The 16349-nt window shown below is 64.5% G+C and carries 20 protein-coding genes; 6 read left to right on the top strand and 14 right to left on the bottom strand.

Features of this window, described 5'->3' with window-relative positions:
• Window positions 1-28: 28 nt before the first annotated feature.
• The 9 genes from NKJ46_RS02550 to NKJ46_RS02510 form a co-directional block, all read right to left on the bottom strand.
• Entirely contained in the window at window positions 29-964 is a 936-nt protein-coding gene (locus NKJ46_RS02550) for a phosphatidate cytidylyltransferase (protein WP_352662353.1), read from the bottom strand.
• Between the two features lie 22 nt (window positions 965-986).
• Window positions 987-1649: a lysophospholipid acyltransferase family protein gene (locus tag NKJ46_RS02545; RefSeq protein WP_352661486.1), complete on the bottom strand. Its 663-nt coding sequence runs from the start codon at window positions 1647-1649 to the stop codon at window positions 987-989.
• Between the two features lie 8 nt (window positions 1650-1657).
• Window positions 1658-2086: a hypothetical protein gene (locus NKJ46_RS02540; RefSeq protein ID WP_352661483.1), complete on the bottom strand. Its 429-nt coding sequence runs from the start codon at window positions 2084-2086 to the stop codon at window positions 1658-1660.
• Entirely contained in the window at window positions 2083-3426 is a 1344-nt protein-coding gene (locus tag NKJ46_RS02535) for a phosphatase PAP2/dual specificity phosphatase family protein (protein ID WP_352661480.1), read from the bottom strand. The genes NKJ46_RS02540 and NKJ46_RS02535 overlap by 4 nt, the downstream gene beginning before the upstream one ends.
• Window positions 3427-3428: 2 nt before the next feature.
• Window positions 3429-5216: a bifunctional alpha/beta hydrolase/class I SAM-dependent methyltransferase gene (locus NKJ46_RS02530; protein WP_352661477.1), complete on the bottom strand. Its 1788-nt coding sequence runs from the start codon at window positions 5214-5216 to the stop codon at window positions 3429-3431.
• 26 nt (window positions 5217-5242) lie between these two features.
• On the bottom strand, window positions 5243-5845 hold the full coding sequence (locus tag NKJ46_RS02525) for a CDP-alcohol phosphatidyltransferase family protein (RefSeq protein ID WP_352661474.1): 603 nt from the start codon (window positions 5843-5845) through the stop codon (window positions 5243-5245).
• Window positions 5846-5954: 109 nt separating this feature from the next.
• Entirely contained in the window at window positions 5955-6629 is a 675-nt protein-coding gene (locus tag NKJ46_RS02520; RefSeq protein WP_352661471.1) for a hypothetical protein, read from the bottom strand.
• 68 nt (window positions 6630-6697) lie between these two features.
• Entirely contained in the window at window positions 6698-7219 is a 522-nt protein-coding gene (locus tag NKJ46_RS02515) for an Hsp20/alpha crystallin family protein (protein WP_352661468.1), read from the bottom strand.
• A 29-nt stretch (window positions 7220-7248) separates the two neighbouring features.
• Window positions 7249-7725 (bottom strand): Hsp20 family protein, encoded by a 477-nt coding sequence (locus NKJ46_RS02510; RefSeq protein WP_352661465.1) that lies wholly within the window; start codon window positions 7723-7725, stop codon window positions 7249-7251.
• Window positions 7726-8077: 352 nt separating this feature from the next.
• Between NKJ46_RS02510 and NKJ46_RS02505 the strand changes: the two genes are divergently transcribed.
• The gene (locus tag NKJ46_RS02505; RefSeq protein WP_352490081.1) at window positions 8078-8290 is read left to right on the top strand and encodes a hypothetical protein; all 213 of its coding nucleotides are present in this window, start codon (window positions 8078-8080) and stop codon (window positions 8288-8290) included.
• Window positions 8291-8448: 158 nt separating this feature from the next.
• A complete protein-coding gene (locus tag NKJ46_RS02500; RefSeq protein ID WP_352661462.1) occupies window positions 8449-8718 on the top strand; it encodes a DUF982 domain-containing protein in 270 nt (89 codons plus the stop codon).
• A 108-nt stretch (window positions 8719-8826) separates the two neighbouring features.
• Here NKJ46_RS02500 and NKJ46_RS02495 read toward each other — a convergent pair whose 3' ends face one another.
• Entirely contained in the window at window positions 8827-9096 is a 270-nt protein-coding gene (locus NKJ46_RS02495; RefSeq protein WP_023718102.1) for an usg protein, read from the bottom strand.
• A gap of 362 nt (window positions 9097-9458) precedes the next feature.
• On the opposite strand from NKJ46_RS02495, the gene NKJ46_RS02490 reads away from it, so the two are divergent.
• The 4 genes from NKJ46_RS02490 (at window position 9459) to NKJ46_RS34700 (ending at window position 12412) form a co-directional block, all read left to right on the top strand.
• Window positions 9459-9773, top strand: coding sequence for a co-chaperone GroES (locus NKJ46_RS02490; RefSeq protein WP_023718103.1), 315 nt, complete (start codon window positions 9459-9461; stop codon window positions 9771-9773).
• 59 nt (window positions 9774-9832) lie between these two features.
• Entirely contained in the window at window positions 9833-11464 is a 1632-nt protein-coding gene (gene groL, locus NKJ46_RS02485) for a chaperonin GroEL (protein WP_352661459.1), read from the top strand.
• Window positions 11465-11567: 103 nt separating this feature from the next.
• Entirely contained in the window at window positions 11568-11783 is a 216-nt protein-coding gene (locus tag NKJ46_RS02480; protein WP_352661457.1) for a hypothetical protein, read from the top strand.
• Window positions 11780-12412: a DUF982 domain-containing protein gene (locus tag NKJ46_RS34700; protein ID WP_502903350.1), complete on the top strand. Its 633-nt coding sequence runs from the start codon at window positions 11780-11782 to the stop codon at window positions 12410-12412. The genes NKJ46_RS02480 and NKJ46_RS34700 overlap by 4 nt, the downstream gene beginning before the upstream one ends.
• A 99-nt stretch (window positions 12413-12511) precedes the next feature.
• On the opposite strand, the gene NKJ46_RS02470 is transcribed toward NKJ46_RS34700, so the two are convergent.
• From NKJ46_RS02470 to NKJ46_RS02455, 4 genes are all read right to left on the bottom strand, one after another.
• Window positions 12512-13009 (bottom strand): GNAT family N-acetyltransferase, encoded by a 498-nt coding sequence (locus NKJ46_RS02470; RefSeq protein ID WP_352661454.1) that lies wholly within the window; start codon window positions 13007-13009, stop codon window positions 12512-12514.
• A 91-nt stretch (window positions 13010-13100) separates the two neighbouring features.
• Window positions 13101-13469: an endonuclease domain-containing protein gene (locus tag NKJ46_RS02465; protein ID WP_352661451.1), complete on the bottom strand. Its 369-nt coding sequence runs from the start codon at window positions 13467-13469 to the stop codon at window positions 13101-13103.
• 294 nt (window positions 13470-13763) lie between these two features.
• Entirely contained in the window at window positions 13764-14780 is a 1017-nt protein-coding gene (locus tag NKJ46_RS02460; RefSeq protein WP_352661448.1) for an ABC transporter permease, read from the bottom strand.
• Window positions 14777-16348: a sugar ABC transporter ATP-binding protein gene (locus NKJ46_RS02455; RefSeq protein WP_352661445.1), complete on the bottom strand. Its 1572-nt coding sequence runs from the start codon at window positions 16346-16348 to the stop codon at window positions 14777-14779. Before NKJ46_RS02455 ends, NKJ46_RS02460 begins: the two co-directional genes overlap by 4 nt.
• Between the last annotated feature and the right edge of the window lies 1 nt (window position 16349).

Raw genomic sequence — 16349 nt, 5'->3', positions numbered from 1 at the left:
GACGGTGCCGCAGCAAAGGGCGCACCGCTCACACAGTCCAGAAATAGCGCACCGTATGGAAGAAGACCGGGGCGGCGAAGACCAGGCTGTCGGCGCGGTCCATCATGCCGCCATGGCCTTCGATCAGGTGGCCCCAGTCCTTGACGCCTTGATCGCGCTTGATGGCGGAGGCGACAAGCCCGCCGAGGAAGCCCATCAGGCAGGCGATGAACGCGACGCCGGCTGCCTGCAGCGGCGAAAACGGCGTCAGGAACGACAGCAGCGCGCCGAGCAGGCTTGACGCCGCCAGCCCGCCGACCAGCCCCTCCCAGGTCTTCGACGGCGAGACCGTCGGCGCCAGGAGATGCCGGCCGAACAGCTTGCCGAAGATATATTGCAGCACGTCGCTGCCTTGCACGGTGATGATCAGGAAAGCGATCAGCAACAGGTTGCGGCCTTCGAAGCCTGGCACTTCGAGCGTCAGCAGCGCCGGCACGTGGCTGACGCAGTAGACCGAAATCATGACAGCCCATTGCTGCGCCGAGACGCGCTCGAGAAAGCGCTCGGTGTCGCCGTGCAGCGCGGTGATCGCCGGCATCAGCAGGAAGCAGTAGACCGGGATGAAGATGGTGAAGAGCCCGTACCAGGCGGTCCACACCAGCCAGTACTGGAACGGGATGACGATGCCGAACATGCCGAGCAGCACCCAGTGGTCGCTGCGGCGGCTGTGCGTCAGCGTCACGAATTCGCGCAGGGCGGCGAAGGAAATCAGCGCGAACAGGATGGTCATGCCGGGACGGCCGAAAAAGAAGGCAACGGTGATCGCCACCACCATCACCCACCAGGCATTGATGCGCTGGGTCAGGTTGACCAGCGCCGGCGACAACGGCTTTGGCGCCCGCCATGACAAGACGCCGGCGATGACGCTGGCGCTGATCAGCACCGCCAGCAGGCCGACAATCAGAATGAGGGTCTCGTGCATCATCGGCAGCATTTTGCCTTGGTCCTCAATCGTCTCGCTGCGGCCGGGGGTTCAGCGTCAGCAGCGTTTCGCGGGCGCGGTCGAGAAAGGCGCGGCGTTCCTCACCCGGTCGAATGGCGATCGGCGCGCCGAAGACGACGCGGCAAAGCAGCGGCACCGGCACGAATTGCCCCTTGGGCAGCACCCGCGACATGTTCTCGATCCAGCACGGGATAAGCTCGACATCGGGCCGCGCCATCGACAGGTTGTAGAGGCCGGAGCGGAACGGCAGCAGCGGTTCGTCGGTCATGTTGCGCGTGCCTTCGGGAAACAGGATCAGCGAATGGCCCTGGTCGAGCACCGACAGCATGATCGAGATCGGGTGCTGCGTTTCGTCCGTCCATTGCCGGTGGATCAGCACGGAAGACAGCATGTCCTCGGCAATGAAACGGCGCAGCCGCGTCTTGCCCCAATAATCGGCGGCCGCCACCGCATGGGTACGGGCGCGTTCCTTCTCGCTGAGGCAGGCCGACAGCAGGATGAAATCGCCGTGGCTGGCATGGTTGGCGAAGTAGATGCGCTGCCGGTCCGATGGCTGGCTGCCGTTCCAGATCGGCCGTACGCCGGTGACCACCCAGGCCAGCGCCGACAGGCCGACCGAGGTCACCGTCTGCAGCAAGGTATAGGTGCTGACGCGAAGCTTTGTCATGGACAGGCTCAAAAGAATGCCGCGACGACCGAGGCCGCCGCGAACAGGCTGAAAGCGATACGCTGCCTGGCGAGCAGACAGCGCGTGCCGGCCATCCGCTGGTCGAGCGAGCGGCCGCCGGCCGCCGTGGGTTTCAGCCGCATGCGCGCCAGCACGTCGTCAATCGCTGCGCCGCCGCCTGCCTCGCTGGCGTGGCTGGCCATCAGCCGGAACAGCAGCGCGTCGAACAAAAGCAGGGCCGACAGAATAATTGTGGCTATGGCACCCGCGGCGGCGATCAGCCAGGCCGCCGCCGACAGCGACGATGTTTGCGGCGCAGCCGCCAGGCCGACGACCGGCGCCGCCAGCAGGGCAGCAGCAATCAACAGCAGCGGCCATGCCACCTGTACTATCAGCCCGGCTGCGAACGTCTCGGCCCTATCTCGAAAGGCGGTCATGTCGCCGCGTCCATGCCAAGATGCACAGGCCGGCCCGCGGCGGCGAGTTGGCCTCGCGCCTGATCACGCGTGACGGCCCGGCCGCTGGCGACCAGCCATTCGGCGACGACGGCGGCGCTGCGCTGGAAGCCGAGCGCACAGCAGACCAGCACCGTGCCCTGGCTCTGCGCCGTCTCGATCGCCGCCACCGCTTGCGCACGCGCCTCGCGAGACGGCGGCAAAAGGTCGACCATGGGCAGGCTCAACCAGTGGATCGAGACGCCACGCGGCCTTTCCAATTCGCCGGCAAGGTCGATCACCGTGCCGAAGGCGTCGGCCTCGGCGGCGGTCGGAAAACGGCCAAGGGAAACACCGTCGGCGATGACGATCTGCGCCGGAAGCTTTCGCGTCCACGCCCAGACATTGGCCTTGGCGGCAACCCGGTAGGACCACAGCAGAAGACGGCTGGCCAGCGACACGCTGCCATCGGCTGTTTTCTGGAACACCTTGGCGCCGGCGCCGGCATAGGCGAAAGCGACTATGGCCAGCGCCAGTGCCGGCCACAACAGGATGAGCCACAGCGCCGAGACCAACGCGCCGGCGGCCGCGCCGGCCAGCGCCAGGCTTGCGCCGAGCGCATAGAACAGCGCCAGCCGCCGCGCCTTCGGGTCAGCGCTCAGGCGGAAGCCGGCGAACGGCAGCTCGCCGTCGCGCGGAAACAGCCACAGCGCGAAAAGGCCGAGCAGCGCGCCGGTCGGAATGTCGATGAAATGGTGCTGCCATGTCGTCAGCACCGATGCGCCGATCAGGAAACACCAGGCATGCCAGGCGACGCCGGCAATGCCGGTCAATCTGTGACGCCAATGGTCCCAGATGATGACCAGCAGCGCGATATGCAGCGACGGCGCCTGGTTGAAGGGTTTGTCGAAGCCTCCGAGTACGGCGAACATGAAGCCGGGGAGGCCGCTCGTCTGCGGGCGCACGAAGGTCGCCGTCAGCGGGAACAGGATGAAGCAGGCGACAGCGACGAGCTGCGCCGTCAGATAGCGGCCGGCAAGGCGGTCGACGCCGCTCTTCGAATTGTTCAACAGCAGCGACAGGCCATAGAACAGGTTGATCGACCAGTAGGGCACGATCGTCCAGGCAAGGAACGGGATGCCATGCTCCCAACCGAAGACGATGCTGCCGACGTCGTCGCGCCGCGACGCCAGCCAATTGGCGAAGCCGTAGGTGGCGTAGAAGAACGGCGCCAGAAATGCCAGCCACAGCGCGGCGCGCAGGACTATCCCGGTATACGGCTCGCGCGGCAAGGCCGGAAGGGCAGGGGCATCGCGAGGTAAGGCAGAGGCAGGCAAGTCCATGCTCAGACGCGCCGCGCGACCGAAACGGTGAAGATGCCCCACTGGTCGATGCGCTGGTCGTGCTTCTCGAAGCCGGCGGCCGCCACCAGCTGGTCCATCTCGGCCTGCGTGCGGCGGCGCATCACCCAGGCCTGGCCGCCGCGATGCGAGGTCAGGCTGCACGCGATCATCTCGAGCTGCGGATGCCAGGGCTGGTTGGTGTAGACGAGCAGCCTTCCGGGCTGCATCGCGCTGGCCAGTCCACCGAGCGAGCGCCCGATCATGGCATTGTCGGAAAACAATTCGTAGAGCCCCGAGACGATGGCGAGATCCGGCGCCGGTTCGAGCCCGGCCAGCATCGTGGCGTCGAAGGCGTCACCTTGATGGAACGAGACGGTCGCCGGCAGCCTGCGCTCGGCGATCAGCTTGCGGCCGAGCGAGACGTTGAGCTCGGAGAAATCCTGCAGCCGTACGCTTGCCGGTGGCTCGGCGCATTTCTGCACGGCATCGAGCACGTAGCGGCCATGGCCGGCGGCGATATCGACGATATGGACTGGCCGGCCGGCGGCCTTCAGCGTCTCAACGGCGCTGCCGATCAGCTCCTCCAGATGCAGCTTGCGCTGGCGGATGCCGCGCCAGCCGATGGCATCGAGAAAGGTGCGGTCGATCATGCGACCGATGGGGCTGATGCCGCGCGCCTCGTTCTCGTAGACATAGTCGAGCGTCGAGCCGGAATCGAAGCCGGTGGCAATCCCCGTCTTCATGCCCGACGACAGCCAGGCGCCCATGCGGATCGAGGCGCGGCTCATCGCCCAGTAGAGGCCTCTGGGCGACAGCAGCGGCAGCGGCGAGGCCAGCCGGTCGGCCTCGTCGCGTGTATAGCCGGCGCGGTCGGCGCAGGTCAGGTCGACCGGCTCTTCCGGCGCTGTGAACTGCCTTTCGAGGAAAGGCCTGATCAGGTCGAGTGCCTTGTGGCGGTCGCGCTCGCCCAGCGTGTCGTGAAAGAAACCGGGCAGCACGTGCCGCTCCTTGGCCGGGCTCGCCAGGTTGACGAAAAACTCGTGCTGCGGTCCATGCCGCACCACCCAATCGCTGCCGGAAATCAGAACCTGTGTCGGCACGGTGATGGCGCGGGCGTCGGCGACGATGCGCGCGGCATGGTCGTAGAGTTCGACCAGGATGTTGGAGGCGATCGGCCGGGTGATCAGCGGGTCGGCGTCGAAGGAGGCGATGCGCTCGGGGTCGTGCGTCAGGAATTTCGCCTTGACGTAGGAATTGACGAAGAAGCGGCCCTTCAGCTTCTGCCACAACGCAATGCCTTGCTTGGCGAAGGGCACGTAGAGCTTGACCGAGAAGGCGGGCGAGGCCAGCACCAGGGCGCGAATGTCGGGCGCATAATCGTGCACCCAGGCGGCGGCAAGCACAGCGCCGAAGGATTGCGCGATCAGCGCAATGTCGCGCCGGGCAAAACCGTCGCTGCCGATCTCGCGCACGAAGCAATCGATGTCGCGCACCAGCGCCGCAAAGGACGGCGCATAGCCGCGTTCGCCGGCGGAGCGGCCATTGCCACGCGCGTCCCAGGCATAGAAGGCGTGGTCGGGCATCTGGAGCTCGTCGACCAGATGCGCCATGCGGCCGCCATGCTCGTGGCCGCGGTGGAACAGCAGGATGGCGCCCTTGCGGTTTTCCGACAGCGCCGGCCAATAGCGATAGAAAATCTCGGTGCCGTCATGGCTCTTGAAGCTGCGCTCCTGCGCCACCCGCTCGATGTTGGCTGAAGCCACTGCGGCAACCGTCTGTTGGTGAAGCATGTTGTTCTCCCTGGCGAGACCGGAATTCAGCTGCCGCTCCCGTTAAGCCCGCTGCGTATCCGGTTGATGGCGGTCGCCAGCGAGAGTGTAGCCATGGCCGGAAACACGAGCGGCGTGAGCGCCGGGACCCACAGGCCGGACGCGACAAGCACGGCGAGGATGCCAAGTGCCAGCGCCCGGTCGCTTTTGCCGAACGGGCCGGCATAGTTGCGCCCGGTTCCTGCGGCGATACCGAGCACGCCGGCGAACTCCGTGATCATCGCCGCGATAGCAAACGCAACGACGCCCCAGGCAGGAAAAAGGACGGCAAGGGCCAGGATCAAAGCGAGATCGGAGACAACGTCGCAGATCTCGTTGAGATACATGCCGAGCTTCGAGGCCTGGCCATGTTCCCTTGCGAGCATGCCGTCGATCGCATTCAGCGCCATTCGCATAAACAGCACGAACGGCATCAGCAGAAAGACCGCGCGGTATTCGGCAAGGGCTGCCACCACAAGGCCGGTGGCGAGCGAGAGGGCAGCGGCCAACAGCGTGATCTGGTTGGCGGTGACGCCGGCCCTGGCCAGGCCGTCGGCAAGCGGCCGCAGCCTGGTCTGGAAGGCCGGTTTCAGCGCATAAAGCGTAGGCATATGCGAACCCCCCGGCCGCGGTGCAAATGATGTTGGCGAGGATGGTCAATTGGCGCGCAAGACGCAAGGGCGGCGCCCTGCCACTTTTCGACATCCGGTTGTGTCGGCGCTAGCTTTCGCTGCTGCCATCGTCGCCCGGGAACCGTGCGGGCAAGCTTTCTTCGGCCGCCGCCCAGGCGCGACTATGATAACGCCGCAGGACGAGAATGCAGGTCGCGAAGACCGCCAGCCCGCAAATCACGCCGGGCGACATGCCTCCGCCGAAAGCGGACTTAACAACGATGCCGGTGAAGACGCCGGCGATGGCGCCGTTGATCGTGCCCACCATTCCCGCGGTCGTCATGAAATATTGCAGCGGCGAGGGCCTGAGACCTTTGTCGACCAGCACCGCCGAGGGGTGCGTGGAATTGACAAGGTATCTTTGCAGGACGGGCGCCAGTTCGACGAAATAGTGGCGGATCCTGGCCATGCCGCGGGCATGCACCATGTCCTCGATGGCAACCTGCACCGCGCGCACGAAGGTGACCAGTCCGATGAAGAAGAGGCAAGGCAGCAAGATCAGGCTGAACAACACGAACGGCCTGCCCATTTCGGTGACCTGTGCGACGAAGGACAATGCAATCGTTGCGCTCGAGACCGAGGTCAGGAACAGGTCGGCTCGCTGGTTCGCTTCCTGAATGGTCGCGGCGCGGGCGTTTTGCAGCACAAAATGCTCGGTCGTCAGGCACTGCAAAGCCTGCTGCGCCTGGTCAGGCGGAACCGGCGCGTCGGGAGAACGGGTCATCGACATTGCCCGCTTCTGCCCGCCGGAGACCGGCAGGGCAGAAGGGGGCGTCGTCCTGCTGCGAGCCATCAGGACTTGTCGCTGCCGCCCTTGATGGCGATACGCTTGGCCTTGTCCTGGGCGCGCTCCGGCTTCGGCAGCGTCACGCTGAGCACACCGTTCCGGAACGCGGCATTCACCTTGTCTTCGTCGACTTCGTAGCCGAGCGGGATCCGCCGCTCGAAACGGCCATAGAAACGTTCGGAGAACTGCCTGTCCTTGTCCTCGGTCTCTTCACGTTTCTCGCCGCGCAGCGTCAGTACGCCGTCATCGAGCAGCAGCTCGACGTCCTTCTCGTCCATGCCGGGGATCTCGGCGGTGACGCGGATCTCCTTTTCGCCATCGGAGATTTCGACACTGGGCCAGCTGGCGCGGGCAGCGGAGAAGCCACCGAGCGACGGCAGCCGCGTGTCGAAGCCGCGGAACGCCTCGTCGAACAAGCGGTTCATTTCGCGATGCAGCGTCAGGAAGGGATCGCGATCGCCGTGCCGGAACAGGCTGGGGGCCTGATTGTTCTCCCGGCCCCAGGGAATGAGATCACGAATAGCCATTGCATAGTCTCCTTTCTCGACCGGTGCATTCAGGCAGCCTGCTTGTTTGCTTCGACCTGCGCGACCTTCGGCCCGGTCTTCGGCGCCGCGAAATCGGTCGCGATGGCGATGCGCCGAGGCTTCATCTCCTCGGGCACCTCACGTACCAGATCGATGCTGAGCAGGCCGTTGTCGAGCGAGGCGCCCGCGACCTTGACGTGATCAGCAAGCTCGAAACGGCGCGTAAAGGGCCGTGTGGCGAGGCCACGATGCAGATACTCCGCGTTATCCGGCTCCTTGTGCTGGCCGGAGATAATCAGGAGGTTGGGTTCATGGGTGATTTCGAGGTCGTCCTCGGAAAAACCAGCGACGGCGATAGTGACGCGGTAGTTATTCTCGCCGCTGCGCGCGATGTCATAGGGCGGCCAGGCGTCGAAAGCCTGCGGAGCATTTTCCAGCAGGTTGAAGATGCGGTCGAAGCCGATGCTCGACCGATAGAGCGGGGAAAAGTCGACTGCGGTTCTCATAGCTACATCCTCCATCGAGCAACATAGATACGAGGGGCGCCAAAGAGCTGGCGCTCCCTGGTTCCGCCGGCCCCATTTCGGCGACCGATGCCTTCGATCTGGTTATTGTCCGCCGCAAGTCAAGACCCGGTGGCTTTCGCGTTGCCGGTTTTTTCGGGTCGGTTTTTCGGCCGGTTCGGCGAGGCTGCCAATCTCCCTTTTTGCGGCGAGATATCCGGCAGGAGATTGCCTGTTTCCCAGCTGGCCTCAGTCGCCAACGCTGACTTCCCCGGCGGTTATTGTCTGCTGCAGGTCAAGACCCAGATTCTTCTGTTGCCGGGCCCATTCCCGGCACTTGCAGATGGAGCTGACCATGACACGCGACGAGATCATTTCTGTGCTGGGCCCGGTCGATGAAGCCGTGATCGCCGACATTGCGGCGACGGACGGAACGGTCCAGGAATTGCGCGAGGCCCTGGCCTGGATCGCCGCCGACGAGGCTCTGGTGAACGAGGGCCGGCCGCTGCCGACGGCAAGGGTAGCGACGCTGATCGAACTGCTGCAAGGGCCGGACGAGGACGAATAACCGGCTGTCGCCGCGATGCTCTTGAACCGCGCCCCATGCTCTTGAACCGCGCAAAGAGGCGAACCATGTCCTTCAGCGGCGCCGGCCGGCCGCCGGTGCCCGCCTGCATAACGTTGCTTGCTCAAACAAGAAGACGATCAGAAAACAAGGAGGAAGTGATGGACGACGTCCGCTTTACCGAGCCGATCACGTTGAAATTCCAATCCAGCGAGCGCAAGGTCGCCAGCAGTTGGGAAGCCATCGAATGCATGCGCCAGCAGTGGCCGGACCGTGCACGCGGCCGGAGTTGGCGCGCTGCCTATCGGACCTGCCGGGACGCGCTCGACGGTTGGCGTACCGCGCATGATGCGCGCAAGGCCTTCGTCAGGGCGGCGCGCAAGGCCGGATTGCTCGCATCGGCCCGCAAGCCTGTCGACCACGCCGGCTAGTCCGGACCCCCTCCGATATTGTGAGGTCCAAAACATGTGGGGAGAGGCAGCTGCCTTTCCCCACTTCGGAGACTTTGTCCGCTGTCTAGCGGCTGATCGGCTTGCTCCTCAGTGGACGGTGATAATGCCGTTTACGGCCCGCCATTCGGAGGGCTGGATCAGGTGATGATGGGCGACGCGCACCGAATGCAGCGGGCCTTCGATCTCGCGCTCCCAGAAATCGAGGAAATGCTTCAGCGTCGGGAAATCGGGGGCAATATCGTATTCCTGCCAGATGTAGAGCTGCAGCAGGCTCCGATGATCGGGCAGGCGGTAGTGGATCTCCGCCGTGGTGAGGCCAAACCCTTGCATCTGGAGCTGAAAGTCCCTGCTGGTCATGCGATCGTCCTTTCCGTTGAAATCTCGGTCCGTTGAAATCTCAGTTCGCAAAACGCCTCGCCTTCCACATAGGTTCCAGCCGCCACGAGGGCTCCGGATGGGCGGGATTTTGAAAATATCCTGCCAAAATTTGAGCCGCATGTAGCTGAGAGCGGCTAATGTGCGAACGTCTACAGCGTATTGGCACTCTCAGGTGCCGAGTGCTAAAATTTTTGCCTGATCCTCTTGAAAGCTGAAAAAAGCGCGACTAGTTCGTATGCGCGCGATGCCTGATGAAGGGTCGCGCACCCCGTACCGGGCCGATATTGCCGGTCCGGTCAGGAGGATTTTCGAAAATCTGTTTGTCCCGAGAGGAGAACGACATGACGTTCCGTCCATTGCACGACCGTATCCTGGTCCGCCGCATCGAGGTCGACGAGAAGACCGCCGGCGGCATCATCATCCCCGACACCGCCAAGGAGAAGCCGCAGGAGGGCGAGGTCATTGCCGCCGGTCCGGGCGCGCGCGACGACAGCGGCCAGTTGCAGCCGCTCGACGTCAAGGTCGGCGACCGCATCCTGTTCGGCAAATGGTCCGGCACCGAGATCAAGCTCAATGGCGAGGATCTGCTCATCATGAAAGAGAGCGACGTGCTGGGCGTTATCGAGGGCGCCGGCGAGATGAAGAGGGCCGCCTGAGCGGGGCCTGAACAAGCATTCCAGTCAACGAAAAGCTGCCTATTCGAAGGAGTGATCCAATGGCTGCCAAAGATGTGAAATTTCATACCGAAGCCCGCGAGAAAATGCTGCGCGGCGTCGATATTCTCGCCAATGCGGTGAAGGTAACGCTCGGTCCCAAGGGCCGCAATGTCGTCTTCGACAAGTCGTTCGGCGCGCCGCGCATCACCAAGGACGGCGTGACTGTCGCCAAAGAAATCGAGTTGGAGGACAAGTTCGAGAATATGGGCGCGCAGATGGTGCGCGAGGTCGCCTCGAAGACCAGCGACACCGCAGGCGATGGCACCACGACTGCGACGATTCTTGCTCAGGCCATTGTCAGGGAAGGGGCCAAGGCGGTCGCTGCCGGCATGAACCCGATGGATTTGAAGCGCGGCATCGACAAGGCGGTCGACGCCGTCGTCGCCGACCTGAAATCCAATGCCCGCAAGGTGACCAGGAACGACGAAATCGCTCAGGTCGGCGCCATCTCTGCCAATGGCGATGCCGAGATCGGCCGCTTCCTCGCAGAGGCGATGGAAAGGGTTGGCAATGAGGGTGTCATCACTGTCGAGGAAGCCAAGACCGCTGAGACTGAGTTGGAAGTGGTCGAAGGCATGCAGTTCGACCGTGGCTATCTCTCGCCCTATTTCATCACCAACCAGGATAAGATGCGCGTCGAACTCGAAGAACCCTATGTGCTGATCCACGAGAAGAAGCTGTCCAACCTGCAGGCCATGCTTCCTGTGCTCGAAGCCGCCGTGCAATCCGGCAAGCCGCTGTTGATCATCGCCGAGGACGTCGAAGGCGAGGCGCTGGCGACGCTGGTCGTCAACAAATTGCGCGGCGGCCTGAAGGTTGCGGCCGTCAAGGCGCCGGGCTTCGGTGATCGCCGCAAGGCCATGCTCGAAGACATCGCCATCCTGACCGGCGGCACGGCGATCTCGGAAGACCTCGGCATCAAGCTCGAGAACGTCACACTGGAGATGCTCGGCCGCGCCAAGAAGGTGCTGATCGAGAAGGAGAACACCACCATCGTCGACGGTGCCGGCCGCAAGGATGAAATCCAGGCCCGCATCAGCCAGATCAAGGCGCAGATCGAGGAAACCACCTCCGACTACGACCGCGAGAAGCTGCAGGAGCGGTTGGCCAAGCTCGCTGGCGGTGTCGCAGTCATCCGCGTCGGCGGCTCGACCGAGATCGAGGTCAGGGAGCGCAAGGATCGCGTCGACGACGCCATGCACGCCACACGCGCGGCGGTCGAGGAGGGTATCCTGCCCGGCGGCGGCGTGGCGCTGCTGAGGGCGGCGAAGGCGCTCGATAACGTCGTCGTCGACAATCCCGATCAGAAGACCGGTGTCGACATCGTGCGTCGCGCCATCGAAGCGCCGGTGCGCCAGATCGCCGAGAACGCCGGTGCGGAAGGTTCGATCATCGTCGGCAAGCTGCGCGAGACGACCGACTTCGGCTATGGCTGGAACGCCCAGACCAACGAGTTCGGCGACCTGTACGGGCAGGGCGTCATCGACCCGGCCAAGGTCGTACGCACTGCGCTGCAGGGTGCCGCCTCTGTTGCCGGCCTGCTGGTGACGACCGAGGCGATGGTGGCCGAGAAGCCGAAGAAGGAAGCTGCCGCGCCGGTGATGCCCGGCGGAGGCGGCATGGACTTCTAAGGCCAGGCTTCCAAAGCGCGACTTCGAAACGGCAGATGGGCCATGTCCGCCAAAAGCGGGCACGGTCTTGCCGGTCCGGGACTAATGCTGAGCAGGTGTTGCCATGGATATGATGGACAGTTTTGGAAAGATCGCGGCGCCGACCCGCCCGAAAAACGATTTCAACTATGAAACCGACTGCAGGGCGGCGCTGGCGCCTTTGGTCGAAGGCTTGCTGGATATGGCCGAGTCGGCCGGCTGGGACCGCCGCAAGGCGGCCTACACGCTGATGTTTCTGTCGGCTCAACGCGTGGGGGCCGGCACGAAGGAGCCCAAATGATCGCGGCGAGGATGCGCGAATGCCTGCGCCTGCTGCGGTGGTCGGAAACCGATTTCGCCGAAGAGGCGGGGTACCCCATAGCCAAGGCAAAGGCGTGGCTCTACGGGCGCGAACATCCGCCGCTGGGCGTGGCGGCCTGGCTCGAGGCGCTGGTCAAGGTGCATCGGCTGCTGCCGCGGCCGGGCACGCCGCAGGCCGTATTGCATTCACCGATCGACGCCGTCCTGCAGGCGGATCGAAGCGCCGGCGCGGTTGAGTTCCGAAAGGAGCCGATTGAGCCAGGAAAGGAGAGTGTCATGGATCGTGCTTCGTTCGACAAGCCGGTTACCATCCTCACCGGCCTCGGTACGCCGACGAAGATAGAAAGCGCGGCTGAGGCCTATGCGCTTTTGGCTGAATGGCCGGCAACGAGCCGGACGGCTGCGCATGACATTGCCGCAAAAGCGTGCCGTGCCGCATTGGAAGGAGAGATCGACGCCGAAACGGCGCGCGCCACCTTCGTTGCCTTCGCCCGCCGCAACGACCTGCTTGCGCCGCAGACGACCGGGATGGTTGCCGGCGGGAGCGTTGCTGGCGCGACGGTTGCCGACTGGGCAACGCGCCCGCAACGCGTCAACGCCCCGGCCTGAGCTGGCGCGTTTTGAGCGAACTCTGGAGATTGGCGAAAGCCGGGGTGCCGGCCAATCTCCCCCTCAAGTGGGGAGATTGGCAGCTTCGCCGACAGCGCTCTAAGCCATCGGCAGCAGCCGGCGCATGATCAGCGAGGCGTGACCGCCCACGCCGTGTGCAGCCGGCCGGCGCTCGACGACCTCGAAGCCGTGCTTGCGATAGAAGGCGATTGCGCGGTCGTTGCCCTCGATCACCTCCAGGGCGATGCTGGGAATACCCGCATGCGCGGCAAGAACGGCATGCAGCAGGTCAGCGGCAAGGCCGGTGCCGTACTCGCTTTTGTCTATATGGAGCCGCTCGAGCATGACCTCGCCCTTGTCGTCCATCGCGGCCATCGCATAACCGGCGAGCGAGCCGTCAGCCCGCTCGGCGACGAAGGACATCTTGCTGTCGTCCCCGAGCTCGGCCGCCAGCCGCTCCGGCGCGTGCCTCTCGTCCGAAAGCCGTGCCGTGGTCTCGGCACCCAGAATCGGCGAATAGATGTGTCGCCAGGATTGGCCCAGCAGCCGCGACACCGCCGGAATTTCCTGTTCGGTCATGGTCCTTATTTGAGTCATTGGCACCTCGCCTCAGAAACCTGCCCCTTTGAGCGGAGATGTTCGGCAGGACAGAGAAGGTACTGTCCCACCGACCCCTGCACGGCCGAGTTCAGCGCGTATCTTCGCCGGCCACGATTACGATGTGCTGACAGACATTGTCGATATCGCGAATGACGTCGTCGTTCCAGAAGCGCAGGATAGTCCAGCCGCTGCTCTCCAAATAGGCGCTGCGTATCCTATCCCGCTCGGCGTGCTCAGCATCGGCGTGCTGGCTGCCATCGATCTCGACGATGAGGCTGTGCGTCGGGCAGGCAAAATCCACAATGTAGGGTCCAATCGGCACCTGCCGGCGAAAGCTCAAATCCATCAGCCGATGCGCGCGAAGCTCATTCCACAGTTTCAGCTCGGCGTCGGTCATCACGCGACGCATGGATTTTGCATTCTTGCGCTGGCGTGACGGAACGAGATCGTGCCCCACTAGGCGCCCCTGTCTTCGTGATTGGCGAAGTCATGGGTGACGGCCGATCTCCCCCCTTGCGGGGGAGATGCCCGGCAGGGCAGAGGGGGTGCTGCCCCGCCAGCTTGTCAGCCATTTGCAGTCTAATCCTCCTGCTGGAATGGGCTTGGAAGCGGCTCAGATTGGGACGTTGGCGATCCTTCCCACCCCCCTCTGTCCTGCCGGACATCTCTCCCGCAAAGGGGGAGATTGGCTGTTGCCAGCGCTTCGCCAACCTCCTGCTGCCTTGCAGCGAGAATCGTCGCTTCTCCGCCATCACCGCCTTACCCGCGATTTCAGCCAGCGGTCGAAGGCCACGGCGAGGATCAGGATCAGGCCGATGACGATGCTTTGCGTGTAGGACGAGACGTTGTTGAACTGCAGCCCGTTCTGCAAGACGCCGATCAGTCCTGCACCGACTACCGTGCCGCCGACGCTGCCGATGCCGCCGAATAGCGAGGTGCCGCCGATGACGACCGCCGAGATCACCGTCAGCTCGTAGCCGATGCCGGCGACGGCTTCGGAGGAGTTGAGCCGCGCCGACAAAACGAAGGCGGCAAGGCCGGCGAAGAAGCCGACGATGATGTAGACCGAGATCAGGATGCGGTCGACGCGCAGGCCGGAGAGCCGTGCGGCCTCGGCATTGCCGCCAACGGCGTAGACGGCGCGACCGTAGCGCGTGTAACGCAGCACGATGTGGCAAAGGATGGCGGCAATCGCGAAGATGATTGCCGGCACCGGAACCGGGCCGATCAGGCCGGTACCGAACCAGCGCATCGAGGCGTCGAAGCCGGAGATCGGACCGCCATTGGAGATTGTCAAGGTCAGGCCGCGAAACACGGTGAGGCCGCCGAGCGTGACGACGAAGGGCGGCACTTTCAGCCTGGTGATGGCAAAGCCCTGGGCGCCGCCGGCCATGGCACCGACAACGACGGCGGCGAGAAGGGCGGCGAACCAGCCATAGCCTTGCGTGCCAGACGTCGACAGCGACAGCGTGTTGGCGGTGCCGCCTTTGGCTACCACGGCCGCGACCATGCCACAGAAGGCGAGCAGCGAGCCGACCGACAGGTCGATACCGGCGGTCAGGATGACGAAGGTCATGCCGAGCGCGATCAGCCCGGTGATCGAGATCTGGCGCATGATGTTGAACAGGTTGATCGGGTCGATGAAGCTCGGCTTCAGCACGGTGAAGACGACGATCAGCAACGCCAGGAACATCAGTGGGCCGAAGCTCATCAGCAGGCGCGCAAGATTGACGCCGCCGCGCTGGCTCCGTTCGGTCGTGCTGGTCATTGCGTTGCTTCCTGCTTCTGGTCGAGCGCCATCAGTTCCATCAGTTTCTCCTCGGTCGCCTCGATACCGGGCATCTCGCCGGTGATGCGCCCGCGCCGCATGGTCACGATCCTGTCCGACACCGCAAGCACTTCGGGCAGCTCGGAGGAGATCATCATGATGGCGATGCCGCGCGCCGCGAGCTCCACCAGGATCTGGTGCACCTCCGCCTTGGCGCCGACATCGACACCACGCGTCGGTTCATCGACGATCAGCACCTTGGGGTCGCGCGCCAGCCAGCGGGCAAGGATGACCTTCTGCTGGTTGCCTCCCGACAGTCCCTCGATCGCCTGCTCGGGCGAGGCCATGCGGATCGACAGCGTCTTCCTGTAGTTCGCCAACGCCTCGCGCTCGCGCCGCTCGGCCATGAAGCCGACATTGGAGTAGCGGTCGAGCGCGGCTACGGAAAAATTGGTGAGGATGGCGAGGGCCGCGAAGATCGCCTGGTGCTTGCGGTCCTCCGGCACCAGGCCGATGCCGAGCTCGATGGCGTCGGCGGGTGAGGCGGGCGCGATCGGCTTGCCGTCGAGCCTGATGGTGCCGGCGGCAATGCGGTCGGCGCCGAAGATGGCGCGAGCGAGCTCGGTGCGGCCGGAGCCGACGAGCCCGGCGACGCCGAGGATCTCGCCCGCCTTGAGGTCGAGATCGACGCCTTCGAGCACGATCGCGTGCGGCGCCTGCGGATCGCGCACGGTGCGCAGGCCGCGCACCGAGAGCCTGACGTCGCCGGCGACGTCGCGCTGCGTCGGCCTGGCATAGAGCTCGGAAGCGGCGCGGCCGACCATCTTCTCGATAATCTTCGGCAGTTTGATCGGCCCACCTTCGCGGTCTAGATGGCCGGCCAGCCTGCCGTCGCGCAGCACCGTCATGCGGTCGCAGATCGCCGAGGCCTCTTCCAGCCGGTGGGTGACGAACATGATGGCGACGCCGTCCTTGCGCAGCCGGCCCATGATCGACATCAGCCTGTGCACTTCGGTTTCGGTCAGCGCCGAGGTCGGCTCGTCCATGATGATCAAGCGGCTCTTCAGCGACAGCGCACGGGCGATCTCGACCAGCTGCTGCTCGGCCACCGACAGCGCCGACACCGGCGTCGCCGGGTCGAGGTCGAGGCCGACGCGAGCGATGATCGCGCGCGAATCTTCCTCCATCTTCCGCCAGCTGACCAGCCCGAACCGGCCGAGCGGCGCACGGCCGATGAAGATATTCTCCGCCACGGTCAGCGTCGGGATCAGGCTCAGTTCCTGGTAGATGGTGACGATGCCGTGGCGCTTGGCATCCTGCGGATTGTGCGGGCTGAATTCGACCCCATCGAAGACGATGCGGCCGCTGGACGGCGGCATCACGCCGGACAGGATCTTGAGCAGCGTCGATTTGCCGGCGCCGTTCTCACCGAGCAGGCCGAGGATCTCGCCGGGGCGGACTTCGAGCGAAACGTCGTTCAGCGCGGTGACGCCGGCAAAGCGCTTGGTCACGCCCTCGACGGTGAGCAGGGCGGGAGAGGGTGATGGCTCCAAGGCTTCGGCTGGCAAA

It is taken from the genome of Mesorhizobium sp. M0166 (assembly GCF_040322255.1).
Taxonomy (GTDB): domain Bacteria; phylum Pseudomonadota; class Alphaproteobacteria; order Rhizobiales; family Rhizobiaceae; genus Mesorhizobium.
This window is presented reverse-complemented; position numbering and strand designations above follow the sequence as displayed.